The organism is Mycobacterium sp. 20KCMC460 (genome assembly GCF_022179425.1).
GTDB lineage: Bacteria > Actinomycetota > Actinomycetes > Mycobacteriales > Mycobacteriaceae > Mycobacterium > Mycobacterium kiyosense.
In genome coordinates this window covers 285,681-310,129 of record NZ_AP025524.1, presented here as the reverse complement: position 1 = coordinate 310,129, position 24,449 = coordinate 285,681, and the positions used below count along the sequence as shown (strand labels likewise).

Sequence of the window (24,449 nt, the reverse complement as noted above, 5' to 3'; positions counted from 1 at the left end):
CAGGGGTCAGGAGCCGGTGATGCGGCTCGCCCGCTCGACGGACAGTTCGTGCGCCAACAGCTCGGCAAACGTGAACGTACCGGTGGGCCGGTCGTTCTTGCCCAGCAGGTAGAGCCTTTTGACCGCGGCCAGAATTCCCTCGGCGATCGCGTCACGCGTCTGGGTGGTGATCAGCATTTCGCGGTCGCGGGGATTGGTGATGTAACCGACATCGACCTGCACGGTGGGCATCCTGGTGAGCCGCAACAGATCCCACGTCCGGCCGTGCACCCGGCAGTCCCGTAATCCGGTGCGGGCCACCACTTCTCGCTGAATGAAGTCGGCGAGATTGCGGCCGATGGTGGATACCGAGCCGTGCGAGTTGCCGAAGTGGAACGAGGCCACGCCGTTGGCCGAAGGGCTGGCCTGGGTTTCACAACGCAGGCTGATCATCAGGTCGGCGCCAACGGAATTGGCGATCGCGGCGCGCTCGGCATCCGACGGGCTGTGGTCGTGCGGCCGAGACCGGAACGTCTCCATGCCGATGGCTGTCATCCGACCTTCGAGGCGACTTGCCAAGTCCCACAGCACGTCTGCTTCGCTGATCGGTCCGGCCGGGCCGTAGGTGATCAGACCGTGGTCGTTGCCGCCGCGGCCCGGATCGATGATGATGCGCTTGCCCGACAGCTTGGGCCCCGAGCGGCGCACCAGCTCCTCCTCGCGGATCGCGTGCGGCGAACCGCCGCTGACGCGTGAGCTGAGAAAATACAAGGAGCGCAACGTTTCTGGGCCGCATATCCCGTCGGCGGCCATGCCGTACTCGCGTTGGTAGGACATCAGCGCGTTGTGGGTCTGCAAGCCGAAATGCCCGTCCACCAAACCTGTGTAGAACCCGAGGTCCTGCAGGCGGGCCTGCAGGGTGGCGACGTCGTCCCCGTACAGCGGGGCACCGAACTGGTGGTACAGGGTGCGCGCGCCGAGGCGGTAGGAGGCTTCCTTCAACGCGCGGTAGGTGGCCTCGCCGACGATCCCGTCCACCAACAGTCCGCGATGCTGCTGGAAGGCGCGGACCGCATGGTCGAGCTCTTCGTCGAACACCTCGACCGCGACGTGCCGACCGGTGGTCAGATCCTCGTCGGAGCCGTCCAGCATTCCCAGCGCGGCCAGCGCCGCCCGGATTTCGGTGACAGCTGCGCCGCGGTCCCCACAGCGCAGCGCGTCGCCGTCTTCGCGGCGCGGACTCGGCATACCAAGGGTCCTCCGGGACTAATTGACATCGCCGCCAAAAGCAGCGCAATTAACTCGTATTGTCGCAGATCCTCGGCCGGATCGGGAAAACCCCAGGCCAGTCGGGGGCTTGTTTCTGCAAAAACGCGCGGCCATCGGGGCCGGGCGCGGGGTGGACCGGGGCCGGGCTATCCCAGGCCCGGAACAGCGTCGGACAACTCGCGCAGCAGCGCCGCCTTGCCCTTGGCGCCGACGATCCGCTTCACCGGTTCACCGTCTTTGAACAGGATCATGGTGGGGATCGACACCACCTGGAAATCACGCGCCGTCTCGGGGTTGGCGTCCACGTCCAGCTTGGCCACCGTCAGTTGCGCCGACCGCTCGGTGGCGATCTCCTCGAGCACCGGGGCCACCATCTTGCACGGCCCGCACCAGGTGGCCCAGAAGTCCACCAGCACCGGCTTGTCGCTGGACAACACGTCGGTGGGGAAGGAGGCGTCGGAAACCTCGATGGTTCCCGACTTTTCGGCGTCGCTCATCGCTTTGCTCCAATCAGGGTGTCGGTACTGTCGGCCTCTCCCGCCGCTTCGTGCTCGGCGAGCCAGCGTTCGGCGTCGATCGCGGCGGCGCAGCCGCTGCCGGCGGCGGTGACCGCCTGCCGGTAGGTGCGGTCCACCAGGTCCCCGGCCGCGAACACACCTTCCAGCGAGGTACTGGTGGTGCGGCCCCGGACCAGCACGTAGCCGTCCGGATCGACGTCGACGGCATCGCGCACCAGAGCCGAGCGCGGTTCGTGGCCGATCGCCACGAACACACCGGTCACCGGCAGCGTGGACGTTTCGCCGGTCACGGTGTCCTGCAGCCGCAGCCCGGTAACCGTCGTGTCGCCGTCGACACCGAGCACGGCCTTGTTGGTGAGGATGGTGATCTTGTCGTTGGTCTGCGCGCGCTCGAGCATGATCTTCGACGCGCGGAATTCCTCGCGCCGGTGCACCAGGGTGACGCTGCGGGCGAAGCGGGTCAGGAAGGTGGCCTCTTCCATCGCGGAGTCGCCGCCGCCGATCACGGCGATGTCCTGGTCGCGGAAGAAGAAGCCGTCGCAAGTGGCACACGAACTCACCCCGCGGCCCAGCAATTCCTGCTCGCCGGGTACCTGCAGGTAGCGGGCCGCGGCGCCCATCGCCAGGATCACCGCGCGGGCCCGGAACGTCTCGCCTTCGGCGGTGACCACGGATTTGACCGGGCCGCGCAGCGACACCGATTCGACGTCTTCCATCCGCAGGTCGGCGCCGAAGCGCAGGGCCTGCTCGCGCATCTGATCCATCAACTCCGGGCCGGTGATGCCGTCCCGGAAACCCGGGTAGTTCTCCACTTCGGTCGTGGTCATCAGCGCCCCCCCGAACGAGGTCCCCTCGAAGACCAGCGGCTTGAGCTGAGCACGCGCGGTGTACAGAGCCGCGGTGTAGCCGGCGGGACCGGAACCGATGATGATCACGTCGTGGATGGTGTCTGAAGCGGGCATGCGGGCCTTTCGCGGGCGGGGCCTGAATCTTCGATGTCGAGATGGATCTGCAAAGTCTACGAACGCCAGCCTAGGCAGTGGTGTTCCCGGCCATCGCACGCGACACCCGGCGCAACCGGTCAGGCACGCGGAATGGTGGTGGTGGCCAGCAGCCCGGTGTCGGCGGCGCTGCAGTTCAATGCCACCGCGTAGGCGGTCACGGTGTCTGGCGTGTCGCCGGGCATGACCAGCAGCACCCCCGGGCGGGCATTGACCTCGACCGGTTGCGCTCCCAGGATCTCGGTGGCCGCCGGGTAGCCCAGCCCACCCAGGCACGACGCGCGTTGCGCGGGGTTGCCCAGCGCGCCGAAGTCCGGTGGGCGGTGCGTCAAGGCGATGATCTCCGGGTCCGACAGCGGAATCACCGGGACGGGCGTGGAGACGGTGATGTGGTTCGCGGTCGGTTCGGTTCGCGAATCGGAGGAGGGCGACCGCAGCAGCGCGGCGGTGCCCACGCCGATGGCGGCCAGCACGGCGGCGCAACCGAGCACGCCGGCGACGAGTCGGAGAGGACGCATCGGTGGCCGCAACGCGTGTGCGGCACGGGGGGCGCGCAGCGCAGCGGAGATGTCGCCGACAACCTGCGGGGGAGCCTCGGGCGCGGGCGCGGCGGCCAGTGCGGCGAGGTCGCGCTGCACCTGCTGCAGCGCCTGCAGCGACGCGGCGGCCTGCGGGTCGGTGCGGATCCGGGCGCGGACGGCCGCGGCGGTGTCGTCGTCGAGCAGTCCGGCCTGCAGGTCGGCGAGCTGCTCAACCGTCGGCGGCGGTTCCGGATCGGCGTGATTCTCGGCGGGACTCATCCGCCCCAGTGTGCGTCATGCTCGGTTCGGCGCCGGCACTGCCCGGCAGGCCCGGCGCGCCGGCGTCCAGGTATCCCAGCAACCGGGCCAACCGTGCCCGCGCGCGCGAGCACCGGCTCTTGACGGTGCCTTCGGCCACTCCCAGCAGCGCGGCGGTCTCGGCGACCGAGTAGCCGTGCATGTCGACGGCGACCACCGCGGCCCGCTGCTCGATCGGCAGCCGCATCAGTGCCCGCTGCACGACGATCGCGGTGTCGGCCTGCGCCGTGCGGTCGGCGGCCGGGTAGTCCTCGCGCAGCGGGACCGCCGGCCGCGCTTTGCTGCGGCGTATCCGGTCCAGGCAGGCGTTGAGCACGATGCGGTGCAACCACGAACCGACCTGCGCGTCATGACGGAACGAGCCGGCACCGCGGTGCGCAGACAGCATCGCCTCCTGCAGCGCGTCGTCAGCGTCCTCGGCGTTGAGGCTGGTCAGCCGCGCCAACCGGTACAGCGGTCGGTGGTGGCGGGCGAACAGTTCAGCGAAGGCGTGGCGGTCGCCGGCCGCGTGCGCGGTCAGCAGTTCGGCGTCGCTGCGCCGCCGCGCGCCCTGCCGGAATGCCACCGCCGGACAGTAACCAATCGGCGCACGCCGAGCACTTCAGGAAGCGGCTTGGATGGTGATCTCGGAGATGTCGGCGCGGCTCTTGCCGTCGGTGGTGCCCAGGGTGGAAATCCACACCAGCAGGTTCGACGTCGGTGCGGACGCTTTGACCGCAATCGTGTTGTGGCCGGCTTTGAGCGCGGTGGCCGGGGTCAGCACGGTGGTGTCTTCCAGCCGCGACGGGTTCGGCGACGACGACGAGCGGATCTCCACCTTGGTGCCGGTGCTGGAGATGTCGATGGTGACCGCGCCGACCACCGTCGGCTTGGGCAGCTGCAGCAGCAGTCCGACGCCGCTCTTGAAGCCGGGGAACGGCACCGGGTCGGTGTAGGTGTCGGTCTGCCAGGAGGTGGCCGGATTGCCGTCGATCGCGTTGGCTGCGTCACCGGGGTTGTCGGCGTCGCCGCCTGGGGAGAAGACGGTGACTTTGGTGGGCTTGACCGTGCTGCCCGACGGTGCGGTGGGGCCGGGTGTCTCCGTTGCCGACGACGGCGGGTTGTTGTTCAAGCCCAGCTGCTCGCCCTTGAGTCCGTTGCCGACGTCGCCGAAGATCTTGCTGACCACCGAGGCGAGCACCACCAGCGCCACCACCAGGACGATCGCGCCCGCACCCAGGCCGATCAGCAGGTTGCGGCGGCGCCGCGAGTAGGTTTCGTCGCCCCGCCCGGTGGACCGGCGCGGCGACGCCGGGGCGGGTGGTTCGGCGATCGGGCTGAGCACCTCGGTGCGATCGGCCACCGCTGTCGCCTGCTGCAGCAGGTTCAAAAGTGTTGAGGCGCTTCGTATTCCGCCGTCTTCCTGAACGGATCGAACGGCGACCGCGGAAATCTGGAACGGGATGTCGCGGTCCACGACGGTCGGTTCGACGGCCTGCCCGTTCGCATCCCGTTCGGCCGGCGCCAATCCGCTGCGTGCCCCGGTCTCCGGCAGCGGCCACCGGTTGACCAGCAGGGCGTACAGCGAGGCGCCGATTCCGCGGATGTCGTCCTGCGGGTTGGCGTCGGGCATGGTCGCCGGGAAGGCCAGCACCACGTCGCCGTCGATGCTGAGGCGAACCCGGCTGGGGTGGTCGATGGACAGCGCGACACCGGCGCGGTGGGCGGCGTCGGCGGCGGCGGCCAGCGACTGCATGGCCCGGATCGCCCCCACCGGGGACGGCGACGTGTCGGCGACCTCCTGCAGAGAGCCGCCGCGGATCCACTCGGCGACCACCAGCCCGCCGGAGCCGGTGTGGACGACGTCGAGTATCCGGGCGATGCCGGGCTTGTCGATGCGGCTCAGCCGCAGCGTGCGGGACAGGATCTCCTGCACGACGTCTTCGGGCAGGGCGCCCTCGGGGTCGACGAAGGTGAGTGCGACCTGCCGGTGCAAAGCGGTGTCCATCGCCTGCCAGAACTGCAGGGGCGGCGTGCCCCCGTGTGAGATCAGCAACCGGTAGCGGCCATTGGCGATGCGGGCGCCGGGAACCAGGTTGGCGTCGTCTGGCGCTGGTTCGGGTCCGCGTTCGCGGGGAGCGTCGAACGGCAGCGCGGCTCGCGCTTCGGCGGCGTCCCCGTTGACCTGCTCGCGCGACGGAGCCCGGTGCGCGGCGGGCGGGATGTCGGGCTGGAAGTCGTCGGCCCGCGGCCGGTCCTGTCCCGCCTGGGCGCTGCGGGGGGACGAGGCGCTGTCCGGTGTGCGGTCGGTCACCTCCGGTCCTTTCGCTAGCCCGGCCCTGGTCGCCGGGGGTTCGCGCCGGATGGGCTCCCGGACCGCGTTATCGCCCGGCAGGGCCGCATTTCTTTGCTCAGGGTACGTGACCGGGGCCCGCCCGGACGAAACCGTCGTGCTGCGCGGGGCCGCCCCCCGATCCGGGGTGCCCAGCCGGCGCCGGATCACGTCGAGGGCCGCGCGTGCCTCGGGGACCTGCGCGCCGAGCAGCACCCCGGCCAGGATCGGCACCATGATCACCGCCAGCACCGCCAGGCGCAGCAGCGACCCGATGCCGCCGTGGGCGGTCAACCGGTCGATCCCCAGCAGCCGGTCGGCGACGTGCGCGATCAGGCCGGCCAGCAGGGAGGCCGCGATGGTCACCAGGATGGTGCGCACCTCGCCGAGGCCGATCAACCGGCCGCCCTTGGGGAGCAGGCTGCGCCGCAGCAGCAGGTGCCCGACCACCGCGCCGGCCAGGAATCCCAGGCCGTTGGCGGTCCCCAGATATCCGGCCACCAGCTGCTTGTTGGACGTCAGATGCGGCGCGGCGATCGAGCCGGCGACCTTGACCGAGGTGATCACCACGATGACCACGATCGGTGTCCACGGTTGTTCGCGGGCGTAGAACACCCGCAACTGCAGCAGCACCAGCGCGTAGGGGATCAGCGTGAACGCGGACAGCGCGATCGCCGCGCCCAGGTATCCGGCGTCGACCTGGCCGAAATGCCCGTAGGCGAACAACGCGCTGCCCATCGCCGGGCCGCCGACGGTCATGAACGCCACCGCGGGGATCAGGGTGATCATGGTCAGTCGGGTGGCCAGCGACAGATCGGCCAGCACCGCCGGGATGTCGTCGGCCGCGGCGTTACGGCTCAGCCGCGGCATCACCACGGTCAGCACCGTCACGCCGATCATCCCGAACGGCAGCATCAGCACCAGCCAGGTGTAGTTGTAGATCGCCGGGCCGGAGGCGGCCGCCGTGCTGGCGATCTGGTTGCCGATCACCAAACCCAGCTGGCTGATCAGCACGTACAGCACCATCGCGGCGGCCATGGTGCCGAAGCGTTTGAGCCGCTCGTCGATGCCCCACAGCGGGCGCAGGCTGATGCGTTCGCGGCCGATCGCCACCAGCAGCACCGCCGTCTGCGCGAACACCCCCAGGGTGGTGCCGATCCCCAGCACCAGCAGCTTGGGATTGCCCATCTGCACCGGATCCACGGACAGCTCGCCCGGCACCGCCAGATAAACGCCCAGGGTCGCAATGGCCACGATGTTGTTGACGACGGGCGCCCAGGCCGGCGGCCCGAACACGTTGCGGGTGTTCAGGATCGCCATGAACACCGAGGACAGGCCGTACACCAGCACCTGCGGCAGCAGCAGGTAGGCGAACGCGGTGGTCAGCGGCTCGTTGACCTCCGGGGTGCGGCCCAGCATCAGCCGCACCAGCAGCGGCGCGGCGGCCACCGACAGCGCGGTGGCCACGATCAGCAGGGCGGTGGCCAGGGTGACCAGCCGGCGCACGAAGGCCGCGCCGCCGTCGGCGTCGTCCTGCTCGGCGCGGGCCAGCACCGGCACGAAGATGGCGGTGAACGTGGCCTCCAGCACCAGCGCGGCCACCAGGTTGGGCAGCTGGTTGGCCACCGAGAACGAACTGGACAGCGCCGCACCCAGGATCGCGGCCAGCAGCACGATCCGGGCGAAGCCGGTGAGCCGGCTGATCAGCGTCGCGAACGCCATCCCCCAGGAGCGTTTGACCAGCGCGGCGTCGGACAGTTCGGCGCGGCGCGGGCGGCGCGGGGCGGGGCGGGGCGGCTGGTGCGGGGTCCAGCCGGGCCGCGGCGGTAGGCCCGGTGGTGGCACCGCAGACCTCGGTTGCGACAGCGGCGGCCGCTGCGGCGGCGACTGCGATGGTTGCACCTGCCGGGGTGCGGGGGTCATACGCGATGCTCTTCGTGAACCCGACCGGAGATGGCGCGGGGCTGCTCGGGTGCCCGGCCGTGCCCGGCGGACGGCGGATCGGGGCGGTCGAGGTCGGCGGGGTCGGGCTGGCCGCGGAAGCGGTGCCACAGCCGCCGCCCGGCCAACAACACCAGCACCGCCGCCGCCGTCAGCGTGATCGCGAACAGCACCTTGCCGTACGCGTTGGAATGGACGGACAACCGCACCGGCTCGCCGAGCGCCGTCCCGTCCGGGGTGCGCAGTCCGACGTCGATGGCGACGCGCTGGGTGAAGTTGACCTCGATCGGCACCCGCAGCGGCAGGTATCCCGGCGGCAGTTCGATCTCGCCGACGTCGGAGACCGTCATCCCGGGTGGCGCGTTGACCTGCAGCCGGACCCGGATCGGCACGGCCAGGCCGTTGTGCAGGGCCAGCGGCAACGGGCTGTGCTCGGTGGCCAGGGTGTAGGAGCCGCCGGGGTTGACGATCGTCACCGAGCGGAAGAAGTCGTTGACGGTGGTGCCGACCACGCTCAACCGCTGCTGCGCCAGCCCGTTGCGGGTGTCCGGGGGCACTGCCTGGCTCAGTGCGCGCAGCATGTCCTCGCGAAGCGGCGCGGTGTACTGCGCGCCGGTCAGCCCGGTGCGATCATCGGTCATCAATGCCGTGGTCAGCTTCCACACCCGGCCGACCTGGTCGGTGATCTGGCCGGTGACCTCGTCGGTGAACCGGCCCCGCACCGACGGGTAGGCGCCCGGCGGGCTGGGCAGCTCGGTGTGTGCCGCCGCGTCGGCGATCACCGCGGGCAGCGGGCGCGGCACCGCCAGCCCGGAGTGGATTGTGGTGGCCAGCGCGGTCAGAATCGACTGCGCGTCGTCGCCCTGCAAGGTCCACGACGCCGGCGGCAGCAGGATCTGAGTGCGGGGCGCGGCATCGGGTGCGACCCCGCGCCAGAGCATGGCGCCCAGCGCGTCCTGGCGCCGCGCCGTGGCCGAGTCGTGAGTGACGCGCACCGACAGCGACGAGTCCAGGTAGGTGGGCACGATCGGGTTGGTTCCCGCGCCGGCCAGCGCGGCGCCGATGGCCGGGTCGAACGGGGCGGTCACCACCCGCGTCGACAGCCGGCGGGGCGAGATGTCGGCGCTGCCGGAGGCGGTGTCGGCGTCCTGACCGGGTGCTTCGGCGGCCGCGACCGCGACCGTGCTGTCGTTGGCGTCCAGCAGGGTCACCGCCCGGCTGGTCAGCGGGCCGTCGGAGAGCAGGGCGGTGCCGCGCACCGAGGCGACGTCCAGGATGCGGTCGACGATGTCGCCGGTCGCGGCGGTGGCCGCGGTGTTCAGCCCCGGATCGTTGACCCGCTGCAGGGCGTCCAGGTCGGCCTGGGCGTAGGGCAGCGGCACCACACAGGTGCGGTGTGCCAGCGCGCGTAACCGGTTCAACCAGAGGCCTGCCGCGGCCTGGCCGGTGCCCGGGTGGGTCGGCGTGCCGGGTTGTTGCGCGGGCCCGTCGGGGGAGTTGGAAACCACATAGCCGGCGGTCATCGCGTTCACGGTGACGAGCAGGTCGGGGTCGACGGCCAGGCACAGCGCCCGCCCGACCGCGCCGTCGGGGTCGACGTCACGGCTGGTGGCCAGCTCGGCCGCGGACAGCAGGGTGTCCAGCCGCCCGCCGTTGGCCAGCGAGTTGGCCAGCTCGTCGTCGACCAGCCGCACCGGGATGGTGCCGCCGGGCACCCCGGGCGCCAGCCGGGGCCGGTCGGCCAGCGGCCACAGCATCGTCATCCACACCGGAGTGCGGGTTTCCGGCGCCACAGCCGCGTCGATGCCCGCCGGTTTGTCTGGGGGTACGCCCACCACCGGCAGCAGGAAGCGGGCGTTGTCCAGGCGGGCCGGCGCGCCGTAGTCGGGGGTCCCGTTGACGTTGACCAGCATCGGGTAGATGCCGGGCTGGTCGATGGTCAGCGATTGTTTGGTCAGCGAGCGCAGCGGGGCGGACAGGGTGAACCCGGCTTGCTGTCCGCGCTGCAGTTCGGGGGCGACGGTGAGAAATTCGGCGGCCGGCTCGTACTGGTCGGTGCCGCCGTCCAGCGAGGTCCGCAGCGCGGTGGACGAGGTGACGGCGCCGGCGTGCTCGAGCCGGACCATCACGTCGTGCACCGGTCGGTCGCCGATGTTGGTCACCATTCCGCTGACGGTGACGACGGGGTCGCTGGTGGTGGTGACGACGTCGGGTGTCACCTGGTCGATCCGGACCTGCACGAAGGGTGTGGCGGTGGGTTCGCCGGCGTTCGCGTGCGGCGGACTGCCGGTCAGCATCGTGGCGAAGCCGGCCACGATGCCGATCACTGCGGCGAGGCGGCCCACCTTGGCGTTGGCTTCGGCCCTGGCCGGGGCCCGTCGAAGTCGCGGCCCGGTCACGGCCCCTGCCCGTTACCGTTCTTCCGGGATGCGGAGTCGTGGGCGTGCCGGGTGCGGGAATGGGTCTGCGGGCGGCGGCGCGGCGCGCTCGGCGGCAGCGGCGGCAACGCCTCCTCGCCGTCGCTCTGCAGCTTGTCGATCAGTTCGTCGGCCACCTCGGCCAGTTTGCGTTCGTCGGCGTAGGCCAGCCGCGACGGCAGCTCCTGGATCGGCACCCACGCCACCTCGGCGACCTCCAGGTCTTCGTCGCAGAGCTCCCCACCCAAGAACCGCATCAGGTAATGGTGCACGGTCTTGTGCACCCGTCGGCCGTCGGTGACGAACCAGTAGTCGATGCGTCCCAGTGCGGCCAGGACGCTGCCGCGGATGCCGGTCTCTTCGGCGACTTCGCGGATGGCGGTCTGCTCAGCGGTCTCGCCGAGTTCGATGTGGCCTTTGGGCAGCGACCAGAGCATCCTGCCGCGCCGGTCGACCCGGCCGATCAACGCCGCGACCTGTTCGTCGCGCGGACCGTCGATTCCGTCGATGACCAGTCCGCCGGCCGAGGTCTCGTGCACGGTCCGCATGCGGTCGGGGCTGCGGCGCACCCGGCGTTTGGCGGCGGTGGCCGGGTTGGGGGTGGTGGGGGCAGCGGGGGCGGTGGGCGCAGTGTCGGCCGACTGGCCGTTGGGCTTCTGATCCGCCGAACGTCCCGCGCCACGACCGCGACGCCGGCCCCGGCGTCGACGTGGTTTGGCTTGTTCGCCGTCCGACATTCAAGCGATATTAGCTGGCTGGGGCTGGTGTACCGGACGCACTCGCCGTCCGTTGACACCTTTGGTCACTTTAGTCGCGTGCATCGCTTACGCCACAGAACGCCCGCTCGTCGGGGGTCGGCCCGCTCGTGAGCGTCTGGGCGCTCTACCGCCTCGTTGTTCAGGGTGAACCGATGGCGTTGAGTGTGAGCACACGGCGCGGAGCGTGAACGTAGGGCGGGATCCGGGCAATTTTCCCGCCCTGGCTACCCGCGCAACGCCCCAGCTTCACACGCAAGGCCGTCGGTTCACGTTGGGCGCCGCCATTGCACACTCGACGCCCCGCCGCTGCCGTCGCACGTGGGCTGAGTCACCGAAGCATTGCTATTAGGCTCACCGACCGTGGTGGAACCCGTCCAGGATGCTGATCTGCTGACCGCGGCCGCGGTCGCACTGCACCGGTACGCCGGCCTGCTCGGCGAGTTCGGCGCCGCGTTCGCCGCCGCCGGGCACGAGCTGTACCTGGTCGGCGGCTCGGTGCGGGACGCGCTGCTGGGCCGGCTCAGCCCGGACCTGGACTTCACCACCGACGCGCGCCCCGACCAGATCCAGCAGATCGTGCGGCCGCTGGCCGATGCGCTGTGGGACACCGGTATCCAGTACGGCACCGTCGGGGTGGGCAGGGGCGAGCACCGCCTGGAGATCACCACGTTCCGCGCCGACACCTACGACCACGTGTCGCGCCACCCGGACGTGCGGTTCGGGGACCGCCTCGAGGACGACCTGGTGCGCCGCGATTTCACCGTCAACGCGATGGCGGTGCGCGTCACCGCGGCCGGGGCGGGGGAATTCCTGGACCCGCTCGGTGGCCTGGCCGCGCTGCGCGCCAAGGTGCTCGACACTCCGTCGGCCCCGGAGGTGTCCTTCGGCGACGATCCGCTGCGGATGCTGCGCGCCGCCCGGTTCGTCTCCCAGCTCGGCTTCACCGTCGCTCCGCGGGTGTTGACCGCGCTGGAGGCGATGGCGCCGCAGCTGGGGCGGATCAGCGTCGAACGGGTGGCCGTCGAGCTGGACAAGATGCTGCTCGGCGCGCACCCGGTGGCCGGCATCGACCTGCTGGTGCAGTCCGGGATGGGCGCGGTGGTGCTGCCCGAGGTCGGCGGCATGCAGATGGCCATCGACGAGCACCACCAGCACAAAGACGTCTACCAGCACTCGCTGACCGTGCTGCGCCAGGCCATCGAACTCGAGGACGAGGGCCCCGATCTGGTGCTGCGCTGGGCCGCGCTGCTGCACGACATCGGCAAGCCCGCCACCCGCCGCCACGAACCCAACGGCGGGGTGAGCTTCCACCACCACGAGGTGGTCGGCGCCAAGATGGTCCGCAAGCGGATGCGGGCGCTGAAGTACTCCAAGCAGATGGTCGACGACGTGTCCCAGCTGGTGTATCTGCACCTGCGGTTCCACGGCTACGGGGAAGGCAAGTGGACCGACTCCGCGGTGCGCCGCTACGTCACCGACGCCGGACCGCTGCTGCCGCGGCTGCACAAGCTGGTGCGTGCCGACTGCACCACCCGCAACAAGCGCCGGGCCGCGCGGCTGCGCGCGTCCTATGACCGGCTGGAGGAGCGGATCGCCGAACTGGCCGCCCAGGAGGACCTGGACCGGGTGCGTCCGGATCTGGACGGCAACGAGATCATGCGGCTGCTCGACATCCCGGCCGGTCCCCAGGTGGGCCAGGCGTGGAAGTACCTCAAGGAGCTGCGGCTGGATCGGGGGCCGCTGTCCCGCGAGGAGGCCACCGCCGAACTGCTGGCGTGGTGGCAGAACCGGGGCGACTGAAGGTCACCGGAACCCGCCGCGCCGGGTCTGCGTCCAACCGTGCATGGAGTACTGCGTGAGCGGTGCGGACGGCACCGCCTCGATCTGGAATCGTCCGTCCGACCTCGATCTGGACGGCGACGGCACGTTCGACGCCGTCGGGCTGGATCTGGACGGTGACGGACTGCGCGACGACGCGCTGCTGGACCTCGACCATGACGGGACCGCCGACCACGCCGTCCTGGACGTCGACAACGACGGCATCCCGGAGAGCTACTTCGTCGACGACGGGTCCGGGACGTGGACGGTCGCCGTGGACCGGCAGGTGCGGTGGTTCGGCCTTGACGGTGTGGAGCATTCCGGCGGGCCGCTCGTCGACTTCGACGGACAGGGCGAACCGAATGACCGACTGGTCGACAGCGACGGCGACGGACTTGCCGATCAGGTGGTGTGCACCGGTCCCGCAGGAGTCACCGGATACGTCGACACCGACGGTGACGGACGCTGGGATATCCGGCTTTCCGATTCCGACGGCGACGGGTCAGCCGACGGCGCCGCAGCCGTGTGAGTCTGCCGAGAAAAGGCCACCAGCTAATTGTCAGCCCACCCCGGCCGGAAGCGGGGCCGGGGTGACCTCGGCTATCCGGAGTGGGGCGGCCGTCCATCGTTTGACACGCGGAGAATTCTGTTGTCCACTAAACAGCCTGTTCCACCTATGTGCAGTGGTCATGTGGGTGAAGTGACAGTCGGGGGCAAGCTGATCTAGCTTTACGCAGATCCGGCTTCGGCGAAAGCAAATATTCGAGGGAGATTTCAGTATGGCAAACGCAACAGTTGTCACTCCAGAGCTGCTGCGCAGCACCCAGCAGCGGATCGAAACGCGGTTGCAAGAAGCCGCCGCGATCGCCAACCAGTACCTGAGCGGGCACGAGAACATCATCAGCGCCACCGGCTGGGCAGGCGACGCGGGAAACACCTCGCTGAATACTGCCGGTCAGATCCATCACGACCTCCAACAGATCATGACGGGCGGTCAACGGCTCGCGCACGGGTTGGGTCAAGCGGCGGTGCTGATGGAGAACCACGAGGCCGATGCGGCGCACAACCTCAACGGTGTGTTCGGCGGCGGGACCCAAGCGGTCTAGCCCGAATCGCTGTTCACCCATTCCACTGACCACAAGTTAGGAACGTTCATGGCAGATCACATCGTCTACAACCACGGAGCGGTCGTCGGGTTCGCCGGCGAGGTCGGGGCCCAGGCCGCGCAGCTGATGGAAATCCACAGCGACGTCCTCAACCTGACTCAGGCCCTGGGGGACTTCTTTCAAGGCCACGGCGCTACCGCGTTTTTCGACGCGCAGCAGCAGATGCTGCACGGGCTGGAAGATCTGATTCAGACCGTCAGCCGGCACGCCCACACTGTGCACAGCGTCGACGAGATGGCCCAGGCCACCGACGCCCAGATGGGCAACCTCTTCACCTAGCCACTTTGATCGGGCCGGGGCGCATGCGACGCGTGCGCCCCGGGCCTATGTCGAGGAACACCGTGTTAACCACCACCGTCGACGGGCTGTGGGCCCTACAGGTCCTTACCGGCATCGAAACCGTCGCCCCCGAGTTGGGGTTGCGACCGCTGCTGCCCAGTGTGGAACCCAGGAGTCTGGCGCTGCGGCACCCCGTCACCGCAGAGTTGCGCGCCGCCGGGGTTGTCGACGAATCCGGAGCGGTCGACGGCATCGTGCTGGAATGGCTGACGGTGCTGGCGCGCCGAGACATCGGGCTGTTCGTGCAGCTGCGCGGACCCGGCGATGAGGAGCCCGCGCGGGCGCTGCTCGCGCGTTTCGCGCAGTGGTGGGTCGCCCTGGAACGCTCCGCAGACTTGATTCGCATCAGCGCCGCGGGCACCTCCAGCGCGGAGGGATCGGCCGGCAATGTGATCCGTGCACAGATCGAACGGTGGTGCGGCCAGCACGCGCCGGCCACGCTGCGGCCCGTCACACTCGCTGCCGAGGCCCTGCGCGCGGCGTCGGTCAGCCGGTCCGAACTCGACGCGTTCATCGGCAGTCAGGGGCTCGAGTCCGACCAGGTGCGGTTGCTGACGCTGGCCGCCGACCCCAGGCGGTCGGCGCAAGCCTCGATTGTGGCCGTGCAGACCGGAGTGGCCACCGGCAGATCGTTGCGCACGCACGTCGAAGCCGGTGCGGTAACGGTCATCGACACTCCCGAAGGGCGGCTGGTCGCCGAGGACGTCGACTCCGCCGGCCGAAAGTGGATGATCATCGCGCCCGGCACCATCGGCAATATCGCCGGCGCGATCAACCGCATGATGCGGCGCCTGCCCGCCGAACAGGAATGGTTTTCGTACCGCAAAGTTGTGTAGTCGAGAGGTGTAACTCAAAGTGTCGGAAGACGTGTCGTGACGAACTCGTGGAATGCCGGCCCCAATGCCGAGCAGTCGGGGATGACCCAACGGGACGTGCCCGCTGGGCGCTTCGTGCACCAAGAGTCGGTGTCGGGCACACTGCGGATTTCTGACATGGTGGCGCCGCGGAAGATCCCGCCCGGTTCGGGATGGCGAAAGTTCTTGTACAACATCTCGTTTCAGACGATTAACCTCGGTGAGTCACCGGCTGAGCGACACTATCGGGAGCTGCAGGCCCGGATCAGACGCCACATCCGTAAGCAGTACGTGATCGGGGTGGTCTCGGGTAAGGGCGGCGTCGGCAAGACCACGATGACGGCGTGCATCGGAGGTGTGTTCCGAGAATGCCGACCCGACAACGTCGTTGCGATCGACGCCGCTCCCGGATTCGGGACGTTGGCCGGACGCATCGACGAATCCCCGCCGGGCGACTATTCGGCGGTGCTCAACGACACCGACGTGCAAGGTTACGCGGATATCCGAGAACATCTGGGGCAGAACAGCATCGGCCTCGATGTATTGGCGGGTAACCGGGCCTCGGATCAGCCCCGGCCGCTAGTTCCGTCCATGTTCACCGGGGTGCTGTCGCGGCTGCGCCGAACCCACACCGTGATCGTCGTGGACACATCCGACGACATCGAACACCCGGTGATGAAGGCGGTGCTCGATGCCTGCGACGCGCTGGTGTTCGTCTCCGGGCTGACCGCCGACACGTCGCTGCCGGTGACGCGCGCCATCGATCTGCTGCGGTCGATGGGATACCACGAACTGGTGTCGCGCAGCACGGTGATCCTTAACGACAGCCGCGACCAGTACGACGCCGACGCCCTGGCATACCTGACCGAGCGGTTCCAGCAATCCGGTGCAACAGTCGAATTCATGCCCTATGACCCGTATCTCGCCAAGGGCGGCATCATCGATACCCGCCACGAACTGAAAAAGAAATCGCGGCTGCGACTGTTCGAGATCGCGGCGGCGCTGGCCGACAAGTACATTCCGGACGCCGACAGGCCTCGCTAAATGACGTCGCTGGTTGGCAAGGTCTCGTTCCCGGCGCGGTGCGCGGTCGCCGTGGTCTGCGGCGAACACCTGCTCTCGCAGGTGTACCCGGCCTCGGTGCCGATCGAGGTCTTCGTCGACAACGTCGTCGAACTCGTCAACGACGAACTCAGGCGCCGTGGCTTGCCGGGGCTCGAATCCGGCGTCGGATACGAACTCCACAAAGCCAACGGGGTCCGCCTGGACGTCACAAAGACGCTGGACGAACTCGGCGTGGAGGACGGCGCCACCCTCACGCTGGTACCCGCGACCGAGGGGGAGTCGTTCGAGCCGCAATACGAGTCGCTGTCCACCGGTCTGGCACGGGTGGGCAAGAAACTCTTCGAACCCGTCACCGTGCAGACGGCCGCCCATACCGCGCTGGCGATCGTCGCGATGGTCGCCGTCACGATTCTCGGATTAGTGGTGCGGCAGCGGATCTCATCCGACTCGCTGCTGGCTGCGCTGGTTTCCGGCGGGACGGGGCTGGTCCTGGGCAGCACGGCGGTGGCGGTGTGGCGGTGGTGGCCGCGCCGGGTCGACATGCTCGACGGGTTCGGCTGGCTGGCCGTGCCGCTGATCGCGGTCAGCCTGGGCGCTGCCGCGCCCGGCAGGCTCGGGTCGGCCCACGTCTTCATCGCGGTGCTGGCGGTCGGGGTGCTGACGTGCGGCCTCGCGACGGCGACCCGGCGCCATGTCGATGCGGCAGCGGCGGTGGTGACCTGGTGCGCACTTGGGGCGAGTGTGGCCGCGCCGCGGATGTGGTGGCCGATTCCGGCTCAGTGGCTGGGCATGTGCACCCTCGTAGCCCTGCTGCTGGTTCTGACGATGGCCCCGACCATCTCGCTGTGGGCCGCCCGCATCCGGCCGCCGTACTTCGGCTCGATCACCGGGCGCGATCTGTTCCGGCGCGCGGACGGTATGCCGGTCGACGCCGTCTCCCCGGTGAGCGACGGCACGGAGGGTGGCGCGGAGGATGTCAATCCCGACACCACCGCCCGTGGGGCGCAGATCGCCCGGGCGGCGATACGTGCCAACAGTGTGCTGACCGGGATCTGCGTGGGTGCCGCCGCGGCGCTGCCGGCAGCGGTATGGGCCACCTTGATGCCCGGCCGCGACCGTGCCACTGCGGCCGCGGTGCTGTGTGGGCTGTTCGTGGTGATCTTCATCAGCCGGGGCCGGGCCTTCGCCGACAAGCGCCAAGCGGTCGCCTTGGTCTGCGGCGCCGCGGTGGCCACTTGTGCCGGCGTCATCAAATACGTTGTGCACGAACCGGCTTCCCACGGGCAGGCAGTGCTGGGTGCGGCGGTGCTGCTCTCGGCATTCGCCGGCGCGGGACTGTTGGCGGCGCTGTTGGTGCCCGTCACCAGGTTCACCCCGCTGGTGCGGATGGCAGCCGAATGGCTGGAGATCGTGGCCATCATCGCCGCGTTGCCGCTGGCAGCGTGGATTGGCGGGCTGTTCACCTGGGTGCGGATGCGATGAGTTCCATCGGCGGACGGCTGTTGGTGCTGACGCTGGTCACCTTGGCGGTGGCGTTGTCGGCTAACGTGCCTGTGGCGCTGGCGATTCCGCAGCCCACCATCGATCCCGCCCGGGTCCCGCCGGACGGTAGACCGGGGCCGGACCAGCCGATGCGGCAGAGCAACATGTGCGCGCGCACCATCACCATCGCCGATCCCAACGTGGCCGTCACCGCGCCCGGTTTCACCATGCTCAACATCGGCAAGGCCTGGCAGTACTCGACCGGCAACGGGGTACCGGTGGCGATCATCGACACCGGCATCAACCCCAGCCCCCGGCTACGGGTGGTGCCGGGTGGGGACTACATCATGAGCGGTGACGGGCTGATGGACTGCGACGCGCACGGCACCATCGTGGCGTCACTGATAGGTGCTGCGCCGCAAGGCAGTCCGATGCCGGCGCCGATGCCGAGTGCCCCGGCCTTCCCACCGCCGGCCGGCCCGGCACCGGTCGAGTCCGCGGCGCCCCCGCCCGGCGGTGCCCCGCCGCCACCGGCACCCCCGCCGCCGCCCACCCCGGTGACGGTCACCGAGACCAAGCCGGCACCACCCCCGCCCCCGCCGTCCGACGAACCGTCCAGCGGTCCAGGGGATCCCGGCACCGGGCCCGCCGACGTTCCCGAGGTTCCGGGTCCGGCGCCGGGGGCACCCGACGGGGTGGTGGGCGTCGCGCCGCACGCGGTGATCATCTCCATCCGCCAGTCCTCCCGGGCGTTCGAACCGGTGAACCCCGGCCCCGGTGATTCGGAGGTCCGCAAGAAGGCCGGGTCGATCGCATCCCTGGCTACCGCCATCGTGCACGCCGCCAACATGGGCGCAAAGGTGATCAATATCAGTGTGACATCGTGTGTTTCGGCCGCCGATCCGCTGGACCAGGCCGCCATCGGCGCGGCCGTCTGGTATGCGGCCACGGTCAAGGACGCAGTGATCGTCGCCGCCGCCGGCAACGACAGCGAGGACGGCTGCGCACAGAACCCCTCCTTCGACCCGTTGGACGCCTCGGATCCGCGGGACTGGCATCAGGTGAAGACGGTCTCGTCTCCCTCCTGGTTCTCCGATTACGTCTTATCTGTTGGGGCGGTGGACAATACCGGGGCGCCGATCAGCAAAAGCCTCGCCGGGCCGTGGGTGGCTGCCGCCGCGCCGGGCGTGGGCATCATGGGGTTGTCCCCGCAAACCGGTGGCCCGGTCAACGCCTACCCGCCGATTCATCCGGGCGAGAAGAACATGCCCATCTGGGGCACCAGCTTCTCGGCCGCCTATGTCAGCGGTGTCGCCGCGTTGGTGCGCGCCAAGTACCCCACCCTGTCGGCGCACCAGATCATCAATCGGATCCTGCAGACCGCGCACAACCCGCCGCGCGGCGTGGACAACCAAGTCGGTTACGGCGTCGTCGATCCGGTGGCTGCATTGACCTTCGACGTGCCGGTGGGGGATCGGCTCGCGCCGGGGGCGCACAGCCGGGTCATCACACCCACCGCGCCGCCGGCACCACCGGATCACCGTGCCCGCAGCGCCGCACTGGTCTTCGCCGGCGTGGTCCTGGCGGTCACCGCCGGTGTGGCCCTGATCGCTCGAGTGCGGCGGGAACGATGACGGCGACCAAGCGGCTGACCATCATCGCCGCTGTGTTCACTGCCTTCCTGACCGGATTGGCGATCGATGGATACCTTTGTGCCACAGCGGTTTCGGCGTTCGTGGCGGCTTTGTGTCTGCTGCGTTGGCGAGGCCGGACGGGCTGGGAATGGCTGCTGTTGTGGGGGCGGCGTCACCGGCCGATCACCTTGGTCGATCCGCTGACGGTTGCCAACGACCGCGCCGGTGGCGGAGTGCGATATCAAGATGGGGTCGCGGTGGCCGCAGTACAACTGCTCGGCAAGCCGCACGTCGCGACCCTGTTCACCGGCTCCACCTCGACTCGGACCGAAAACACCGTCGACATCGCCGCTTTGCGGCCGCTGATGCGGCAGAGCCTGGGCCTTGTGGTCCATTCGCTGAGTGTCGTCACTACCGGTGCCCGACGACGTAGCACCGGGGACTACCCGCGGGTGTACGACACACTGATCGGCACTCCTCCGTACGCCGGGCAGCGCGAGACCTGGGTGATCGTGCGGGTGGCCGCACTGGCCAATGTGGAGGCGCTGCAATGCCGTTCCTCGATCGGCACCGCGACCCTGGCCGTCGCGCAGCGGATCGCCGCGGTGATGCGCCAGCACGGAATCCGGGCCAAGGTGGCGACTGCGACCGACATCGTCGAACTCGAACGGCGGCTGGGACGTTCGGCCCTGGACGCCGCGAATCGCCGGTGGCGCTCAGTGCGTGCCGACGCGGGCTGGCTGACCAGCTACTCCTACCGGCCCGCCGACATCACCACTGCCGCGCTGGCCCAGGCTTGGATGCTGCGGGCTGACGGAATCACGCAGAACATCACGCTTTTCGCAGATGGCGGTGTCGCCGCGACGCTGACGGCCCGAACCGCACAACCACCGACCGCCCCGCCGAGCACGATGTTGCAGACCTTGCCCGGAGAGCAGGCGAACGCCGTAGCGGCCAGCCTGTGTGGCCCGCTACCGGTGTTGCGCGGTGTCGCCCACGGCGTGCTGACCGGTCCCGTCGTGATACCCGTCGGCCCGTCCGGAGTGCTGCTGGGCAAGGTCGGCGCGGGCGATCGGATGTTGTTGCCGCTGGATGATCCGGGGGAGTTCAGCCGCGTGCACATCGCCGCCGAGGATGCACTGGCCAAGCGCATCGTGGTGCGCTTGGCGGGCGCTGGCGAGCGGATCACGGTGCATACCCGAAACCCCGGACGCTGGACCAGTGTTCGCATGCCCGATGTTGCCGTCACCGACGCGGCCAAACCGGTGGCCGGAACCACCGTCAGTGTCGTGGACGGGACCGTGACGCCGTCGCCGCGCCCGAACACCGTGGTCTCGGTCGGCGACCGAGACGCAGCCTACCGGGGTTTCGCCAGCGTCCTGATCACGCAGACCGGGCCGGCGACCGTCGAGGTGTCCGCCGGCGGCCGGACCCATACCGTGGAGATCGAATTGTTTCGCGCCGAGAATCGCTACGTGTCGTCCGAGCCGACCGTCCTGCGCAGTGGCGAACTCGAACCAGTGGATGCGCCATGACCAGCAGCACCAGCACCGCCGCCGCCCGCAAACGCTTCGACCAAGCGATGGCGTTGCTGGACAACGACCTGGCCGGTGCCAGAGCGCGTTTCCGGGAAGCCACCGAGATCGATCCCGCGATGGCCGATGCGTGGCTAGGCCTGATCGCGGCAGGTGACGAGTCCCTGCCGACGGTGCAACAGCTCTACGAATACGGGCCCCGGTTGCATCGGGAGACGAACCGGATCGGGGTGCGGCTGTCGGCACCCGTCAAAGCGGGCCCGTACCTGTCGATCTCGGTGACCGAAGCCTCGCACGCCGGTCTGGCGCTGGCCAGTGCCCTCATCGACGACCGGCAGTATCAGAAAGCCGCAGCGCTGCTGGCGGATTCGGCTCTGCTGGATGCGTGGGAGAACCATCAGTGGCAGCAACATCTCGAGGCGTACCTGATGTTCGCGACGCAACGCTGGCCGGACGTGATCTCGGTCGCGGCGGCGATCTTGCCGCCGCAGGCCATCATCATGTCGGCCGTCACGGCGGCGACCTGTGCGCTGGCCGCGCACGCGGCGGCGCACCTGGGGCAGGCGCGGGTCGCGCTGGAGTGGGCGGATCGCGTCGAGGTGCGGGCCAACCATCCCAGTCCGACGCAGGCTCGCCGGCAACTGACCTCCGCAGCGATCGATGCCGCCGAGTTCCCCTTGATCGCAGCAGATTTGGCCTACGTGCGTGGCATGGCACACCGTCAGCTAGGCGAGGAGCAGCAGGCGCAGGTGTGGTTGTCCCGCGCGACCATCAACGGCGCGCTGATGGAGGCGGCCAAGCAGGCGTTGGCTGATCCGGGCTTGCAACTGGTGATCACCGAAGAGGATGTCATCGCGACCCGGACGGACAAATGGGACGTCAGCACCCAGCGCTCGGCGAAGCAGCGCACCGAAGCCGAGAACGAGGAGCGACGCAACGAGCTGCTGGCAGAGGGGCGCGCGTTACTGGACAACCAGGTCGGGCTGGCCGATGTGAAACGGGCGGTGGCGGAGCTCGAGGATCAGATCGAGGTTCGCGCCCTGCGCCTTGCGGCCGGGCTGCCGGTGGCCAATCAAACCAACCACATGCTGTTGGTGGGACCCCCCGGGACCGGAAAGACCACCACCGCGGCGGCTTTGGGCAAGATCTATGCCGGGCTCGGGATCGTCCGGCACCCCGAGATCGTCGAGGTCAAGCGGGCCGACTTCTGCGGCGAGCACATCGGGGCGTCGGGACCCAAGACCAACGAACTGATCAACCGGTCGCTGGGCCGCATCCTGTTCATGGACGAGTTCTACTCGCTGGTGGAGCGACACCAGGACGGGCGGCCGGACATGATCGGCATGGAGGCGGTCAATCAGTTGCTGGTGGCGCTGGAGGTGCACCGGTTCGACTTCTGCTTCATCGGCGCGGGATACGAGAAGGAAGTCGACGAATTCCTCACCGTGAACCCGGGTTTGGCCGGTCGCTTCAACCGCAAGCTGCGCTTCGAGTCCTACACCCCGGACGAGTTGGTCGAGATTGCGGTGCGCTACGGCGATCCGCGCGCCACGGTGATCGCACCCGAGGCCGCAGCGGCGCTGAACGCGGCGTGCACGGTGCTGGGCGAGTACCACGCCCCGGACGGCACGCACGGCATCGACGTGATGCACAACGGCCGGTTCGCCCGCAATGTGGTGGAACGTGCCGAGCGGCTGCGGGATTCGCGGGTGGCCGCGCAGCACCGCAGCGCGAAGGGCTCGGTGACGGTCGACGACCTACAGACGCTACGCGCCGCCGACGTGATCACCGCCGTGCGCGATGCGTGTGCGGAAAAGCATGTGCCGATAGCGCTTTGATCACCCGGGTATCTTCGCCGCGATCGCGTTGAGCACGTCGACCCCGTGGTTGCCGACGTTCAACCCGTTGACCGCGATGTCGATGATGACGTTGTTGCGAACGGCCATCGTCCGCTGGCAACTGACCGAACTACGCAGCCGGGCAACGAAACTCATCACCAGCGTCCCGCCGGACGTGGTCAGCGGGCCGAAAGTCCAGTCCGACGGTGTCTCGCTGGGGGTGGTGACGGTGAACGTGCGTCCCGAGCACGCCTGCCATTGCCGCTGTTGGGCGGCGAGCACCTGCTGGGCCGCGCTGGCGCTGGGAAAGGCGATGACGGCCTGCTCCACGGCGTTGGGGCCATCGGGGTTGGTCAGCAACTGTAGTTGCGAACCGATCGACCCCGAGCGGCCGAAGGCACCCAGGTCGCCGGGGGAGTACGGGCCGGTGCACTCCTTGTCCGACACGAACTGCGTGTTGTCGGTGAACCCGTGCGACGACGAGTCGGACACCTTCATCGCGGCGACGCCCAGCAGGCCGGCGATCTGCTCGGGCGGCAACAGGAATTGCGGGAGCAGCGACACCGCCGCCGGTGGCGCCATGGTGGGTGTCGCGGACGTGCTGGCCGGTGACGATGTCGGCGCGGCCGAAGAGGGCGGGGCGGCCGAGCGCGGCGCCGGGGAGCGAATGATCATGGTCACCGCCAGGGCCACCGCGGCGACCATCACGGTGAGACCGGCGGCCGCGGCGACGATGCGGCCGCGCCGCCCCGGGTCGGGGGCAGGCAACGGTGGGGGCGGGGCGGGCAACGGTGGGGGCGGGCGGGCAGCGGTGGCCGCGGCGCCGGATGAGCCACCGGCGCAGCCGGATACAGTGCAGCCGCGGCCGCGGCGGCCAACTGCCGCGCCGAGCCGAAACGCTGCGCGGGGTCCTTGGCCAACGCCGTCGCGATCACCGCATCCAGCTCCGGCGGCAGGCCGGGCACCCGCTCGCCGACCCGCGGCGGCGGCGCGTGCAGATGCGCGGCCACCACCGCGGCAACACCACCGTCCCTGGCGAAAGGCGGTGTCCCACACAGCAATTGAAACAGGCTGCAGCCCAGCGAATACAGGTCGGCACGGGCGTCGACGTGTCCGCCGGCGATCACCTCCGGCGCCGCATACGACAACGTCACCATCCCCGCACCGGTGCCGGTCAATCCCGTCTCACCCAGCGCGCGGGCAATACCGAAGTCCGCCAGCAACACTCGTTCGTCGGGACCAGCCGGACCGGACAGCAGGAAGTTGGCGGGCTTGACGTCGCGGTGCACCACGCCGCGCTGATGCGCGTAGTCCAGCGCTTTGGCGACCTCACCGACGATGTGCACCGCCCGCGCCGGGGTCATGGTGCCGGCCCGCAGCGCGTGCGCGGCGTCGGTGCCGTCGACGAACTGCATCGCGATCCACAGCTGGCCGTGCTCGGTTTGGCCGCGGTCGTAGATCGACACGATGTTCGGATGATCCAGCCGCGCCGCGATATCGGCCTCCCGCAGGAACCGGGCGCGGAACTCCGGGTTGCCGGACAGCGCGACGGGAAGAACCTTGAGCGCGGCATGTCTGGGCAGATTCGGATCGGCGACCAGGTACACCTCGCCCATGCCGCCGGTGCCCAGTACCCGCTCGACCCGGTACCCGGCCACCATGGACCCGGGGCTCAGCATGCTCAT

At 69.5% G+C, this 24,449-nt stretch carries 19 protein-coding genes and 1 pseudogene; 10 read left to right on the top strand and 10 right to left on the bottom strand.

Features of this window, described 5'->3' with window-relative positions; genetic code table 11:
• Positions 1-6 precede the first annotated feature (6 nt).
• The 8 genes and pseudogenes from MKCMC460_RS01430 to MKCMC460_RS01395 all read right to left on the bottom strand — a co-directional run bounded on the left by MKCMC460_RS01430 (position 7) and on the right by MKCMC460_RS01395 (position 11,012).
• A complete protein-coding gene (locus MKCMC460_RS01430) occupies positions 7-1,227 on the bottom strand; it encodes an N-acetylmuramoyl-L-alanine amidase (RefSeq protein ID WP_236979261.1) in 1,221 nt (406 codons plus the stop codon).
• Positions 1,228-1,394: 167 nt separating this feature from the next.
• Positions 1,395-1,745 (bottom strand): thioredoxin, encoded by a 351-nt coding sequence (gene trxA, locus MKCMC460_RS01425; protein WP_236979259.1) that lies wholly within the window; start codon positions 1,743-1,745, stop codon positions 1,395-1,397.
• Positions 1,742-2,756: pseudogene (gene trxB / locus MKCMC460_RS01420) on the bottom strand (thioredoxin-disulfide reductase). The gene trxA and the pseudogene trxB overlap by 4 nt, the downstream one beginning before the upstream one ends.
• Before the next feature lie 91 nt (positions 2,757-2,847).
• Positions 2,848-3,567 (bottom strand): alpha/beta hydrolase, encoded by a 720-nt coding sequence (locus tag MKCMC460_RS01415; RefSeq protein ID WP_236979255.1) that lies wholly within the window; start codon positions 3,565-3,567, stop codon positions 2,848-2,850.
• The gene (gene sigM, locus MKCMC460_RS01410; RefSeq protein WP_236979253.1) at positions 3,518-4,171 is read right to left on the bottom strand and encodes an RNA polymerase sigma factor SigM; all 654 of its coding nucleotides are present in this window, start codon (positions 4,169-4,171) and stop codon (positions 3,518-3,520) included. Before sigM ends, MKCMC460_RS01415 begins: the two co-directional genes overlap by 50 nt.
• A gap of 36 nt (positions 4,172-4,207) precedes the next feature.
• Complete coding sequence (locus MKCMC460_RS01405) at positions 4,208-7,840, bottom strand: murein biosynthesis integral membrane protein MurJ (RefSeq protein ID WP_238305238.1); 3,633 nt, start codon at positions 7,838-7,840, stop codon at positions 4,208-4,210.
• Positions 7,837-10,257 carry a hypothetical protein gene (locus MKCMC460_RS01400; protein ID WP_236979252.1) on the bottom strand — a complete coding sequence of 807 codons (2,421 nt, stop codon included), beginning with the start codon at positions 10,255-10,257 and terminating at the stop codon, positions 7,837-7,839. The genes MKCMC460_RS01405 and MKCMC460_RS01400 overlap by 4 nt, the downstream gene beginning before the upstream one ends.
• Positions 10,254-11,012, bottom strand: coding sequence for an NUDIX hydrolase (locus MKCMC460_RS01395; protein ID WP_238305237.1), 759 nt, complete (start codon positions 11,010-11,012; stop codon positions 10,254-10,256). Before MKCMC460_RS01395 ends, MKCMC460_RS01400 begins: the two co-directional genes overlap by 4 nt.
• A gap of 381 nt (positions 11,013-11,393) precedes the next feature.
• On the opposite strand from MKCMC460_RS01395, the gene MKCMC460_RS01390 reads away from it, so the two are divergent.
• From MKCMC460_RS01390 to eccA, 10 genes are all read left to right on the top strand, one after another.
• Positions 11,394-12,833 carry a CCA tRNA nucleotidyltransferase gene (locus tag MKCMC460_RS01390; protein WP_236979250.1) on the top strand — a complete coding sequence of 480 codons (1,440 nt, stop codon included), beginning with the start codon at positions 11,394-11,396 and terminating at the stop codon, positions 12,831-12,833.
• A gap of 43 nt (positions 12,834-12,876) precedes the next feature.
• A complete protein-coding gene (locus MKCMC460_RS01385) occupies positions 12,877-13,380 on the top strand; it encodes a pullulanase (RefSeq protein ID WP_236979248.1) in 504 nt (167 codons plus the stop codon).
• A gap of 250 nt (positions 13,381-13,630) precedes the next feature.
• A complete protein-coding gene (locus MKCMC460_RS01380) occupies positions 13,631-13,957 on the top strand; it encodes a WXG100 family type VII secretion target (protein WP_236979246.1) in 327 nt (108 codons plus the stop codon).
• 48 nt (positions 13,958-14,005) lie between these two features.
• Complete coding sequence (locus tag MKCMC460_RS01375; RefSeq protein WP_238305236.1) at positions 14,006-14,296, top strand: WXG100 family type VII secretion target; 291 nt, start codon at positions 14,006-14,008, stop codon at positions 14,294-14,296.
• A 62-nt stretch (positions 14,297-14,358) separates the two neighbouring features.
• On the top strand, positions 14,359-15,192 hold the full coding sequence (locus tag MKCMC460_RS01370) for an ESX secretion-associated protein EspG (protein ID WP_236979223.1): 834 nt from the start codon (positions 14,359-14,361) through the stop codon (positions 15,190-15,192).
• Positions 15,193-15,228: 36 nt separating this feature from the next.
• Entirely contained in the window at positions 15,229-16,254 is a 1,026-nt protein-coding gene (locus tag MKCMC460_RS01365; protein ID WP_370653053.1) for a MinD/ParA family protein, read from the top strand.
• Complete coding sequence (gene eccD / locus MKCMC460_RS01360; RefSeq protein WP_236979221.1) at positions 16,255-17,757, top strand: type VII secretion integral membrane protein EccD; 1,503 nt, start codon at positions 16,255-16,257, stop codon at positions 17,755-17,757.
• Positions 17,754-19,391: a type VII secretion-associated serine protease mycosin gene (gene mycP, locus MKCMC460_RS01355; protein ID WP_238305235.1), complete on the top strand. Its 1,638-nt coding sequence runs from the start codon at positions 17,754-17,756 to the stop codon at positions 19,389-19,391. Before eccD ends, mycP begins: the two co-directional genes overlap by 4 nt.
• Entirely contained in the window at positions 19,388-20,926 is a 1,539-nt protein-coding gene (eccE, locus tag MKCMC460_RS01350; protein WP_236979219.1) for a type VII secretion protein EccE, read from the top strand. The genes mycP and eccE overlap by 4 nt, the downstream gene beginning before the upstream one ends.
• Positions 20,923-22,764 carry a type VII secretion AAA-ATPase EccA gene (gene eccA / locus MKCMC460_RS01345; protein ID WP_289624961.1) on the top strand — a complete coding sequence of 614 codons (1,842 nt, stop codon included), beginning with the start codon at positions 20,923-20,925 and terminating at the stop codon, positions 22,762-22,764. The genes eccE and eccA overlap by 4 nt, the downstream gene beginning before the upstream one ends.
• On the opposite strand, the gene MKCMC460_RS01340 is transcribed toward eccA, so the two are convergent.
• On the bottom strand, positions 22,765-23,469 hold the full coding sequence (locus MKCMC460_RS01340; RefSeq protein ID WP_238305234.1) for a sensor domain-containing protein: 705 nt from the start codon (positions 23,467-23,469) through the stop codon (positions 22,765-22,767).
• Complete coding sequence (locus tag MKCMC460_RS01335) at positions 23,469-24,449, bottom strand: serine/threonine-protein kinase (protein WP_238305232.1); 981 nt, start codon at positions 24,447-24,449, stop codon at positions 23,469-23,471. The genes MKCMC460_RS01340 and MKCMC460_RS01335 overlap by 1 nt, the downstream gene beginning before the upstream one ends.

Excerpts from the sequence above, each read along its gene's own strand:
- MKCMC460_RS01430 (WP_236979261.1), bottom strand. The coding sequence starts at position 1,227 with ATGCCGAGTCCGCGCCGCGAAGACGGCGACGCGCTGCGCTGTGGGGAC.
- trxA (WP_236979259.1), bottom strand. The coding sequence starts at position 1,745 with ATGAGCGACGCCGAAAAGTCGGGAACCATCGAGGTTTCCGACGCCTCC.
- MKCMC460_RS01415 (WP_236979255.1), bottom strand. The coding sequence starts at position 3,567 with ATGAGTCCCGCCGAGAATCACGCCGATCCGGAACCGCCGCCGACGGTT.
- MKCMC460_RS01405 (WP_238305238.1), bottom strand. The coding sequence starts at position 7,840 with ATGACCCCCGCACCCCGGCAGGTGCAACCATCGCAGTCGCCGCCGCAG.
- MKCMC460_RS01395 (WP_238305237.1), bottom strand. The coding sequence starts at position 11,012 with ATGTCGGACGGCGAACAAGCCAAACCACGTCGACGCCGGGGCCGGCGT.
- MKCMC460_RS01385 (WP_236979248.1), top strand. The coding sequence starts at position 12,877 with ATGGAGTACTGCGTGAGCGGTGCGGACGGCACCGCCTCGATCTGGAAT.
- MKCMC460_RS01380 (WP_236979246.1), top strand. The coding sequence starts at position 13,631 with ATGGCAAACGCAACAGTTGTCACTCCAGAGCTGCTGCGCAGCACCCAG.
- MKCMC460_RS01375 (WP_238305236.1), top strand. The coding sequence starts at position 14,006 with ATGGCAGATCACATCGTCTACAACCACGGAGCGGTCGTCGGGTTCGCC.
- eccD (WP_236979221.1), top strand. The coding sequence starts at position 16,255 with ATGACGTCGCTGGTTGGCAAGGTCTCGTTCCCGGCGCGGTGCGCGGTC.
- mycP (WP_238305235.1), top strand. The coding sequence starts at position 17,754 with ATGAGTTCCATCGGCGGACGGCTGTTGGTGCTGACGCTGGTCACCTTG.
- eccE (WP_236979219.1), top strand. The coding sequence starts at position 19,388 with ATGACGGCGACCAAGCGGCTGACCATCATCGCCGCTGTGTTCACTGCC.
- eccA (WP_289624961.1), top strand. The coding sequence starts at position 20,923 with ATGACCAGCAGCACCAGCACCGCCGCCGCCCGCAAACGCTTCGACCAA.
- MKCMC460_RS01340 (WP_238305234.1), bottom strand. The coding sequence starts at position 23,469 with ATGGTCGCCGCGGTGGCCCTGGCGGTGACCATGATCATTCGCTCCCCG.
- MKCMC460_RS01335 (WP_238305232.1), bottom strand. The coding sequence starts at position 24,449 with ATGAGCATGCTGAGCCCCGGGTCCATGGTGGCCGGGTACCGGGTCGAG.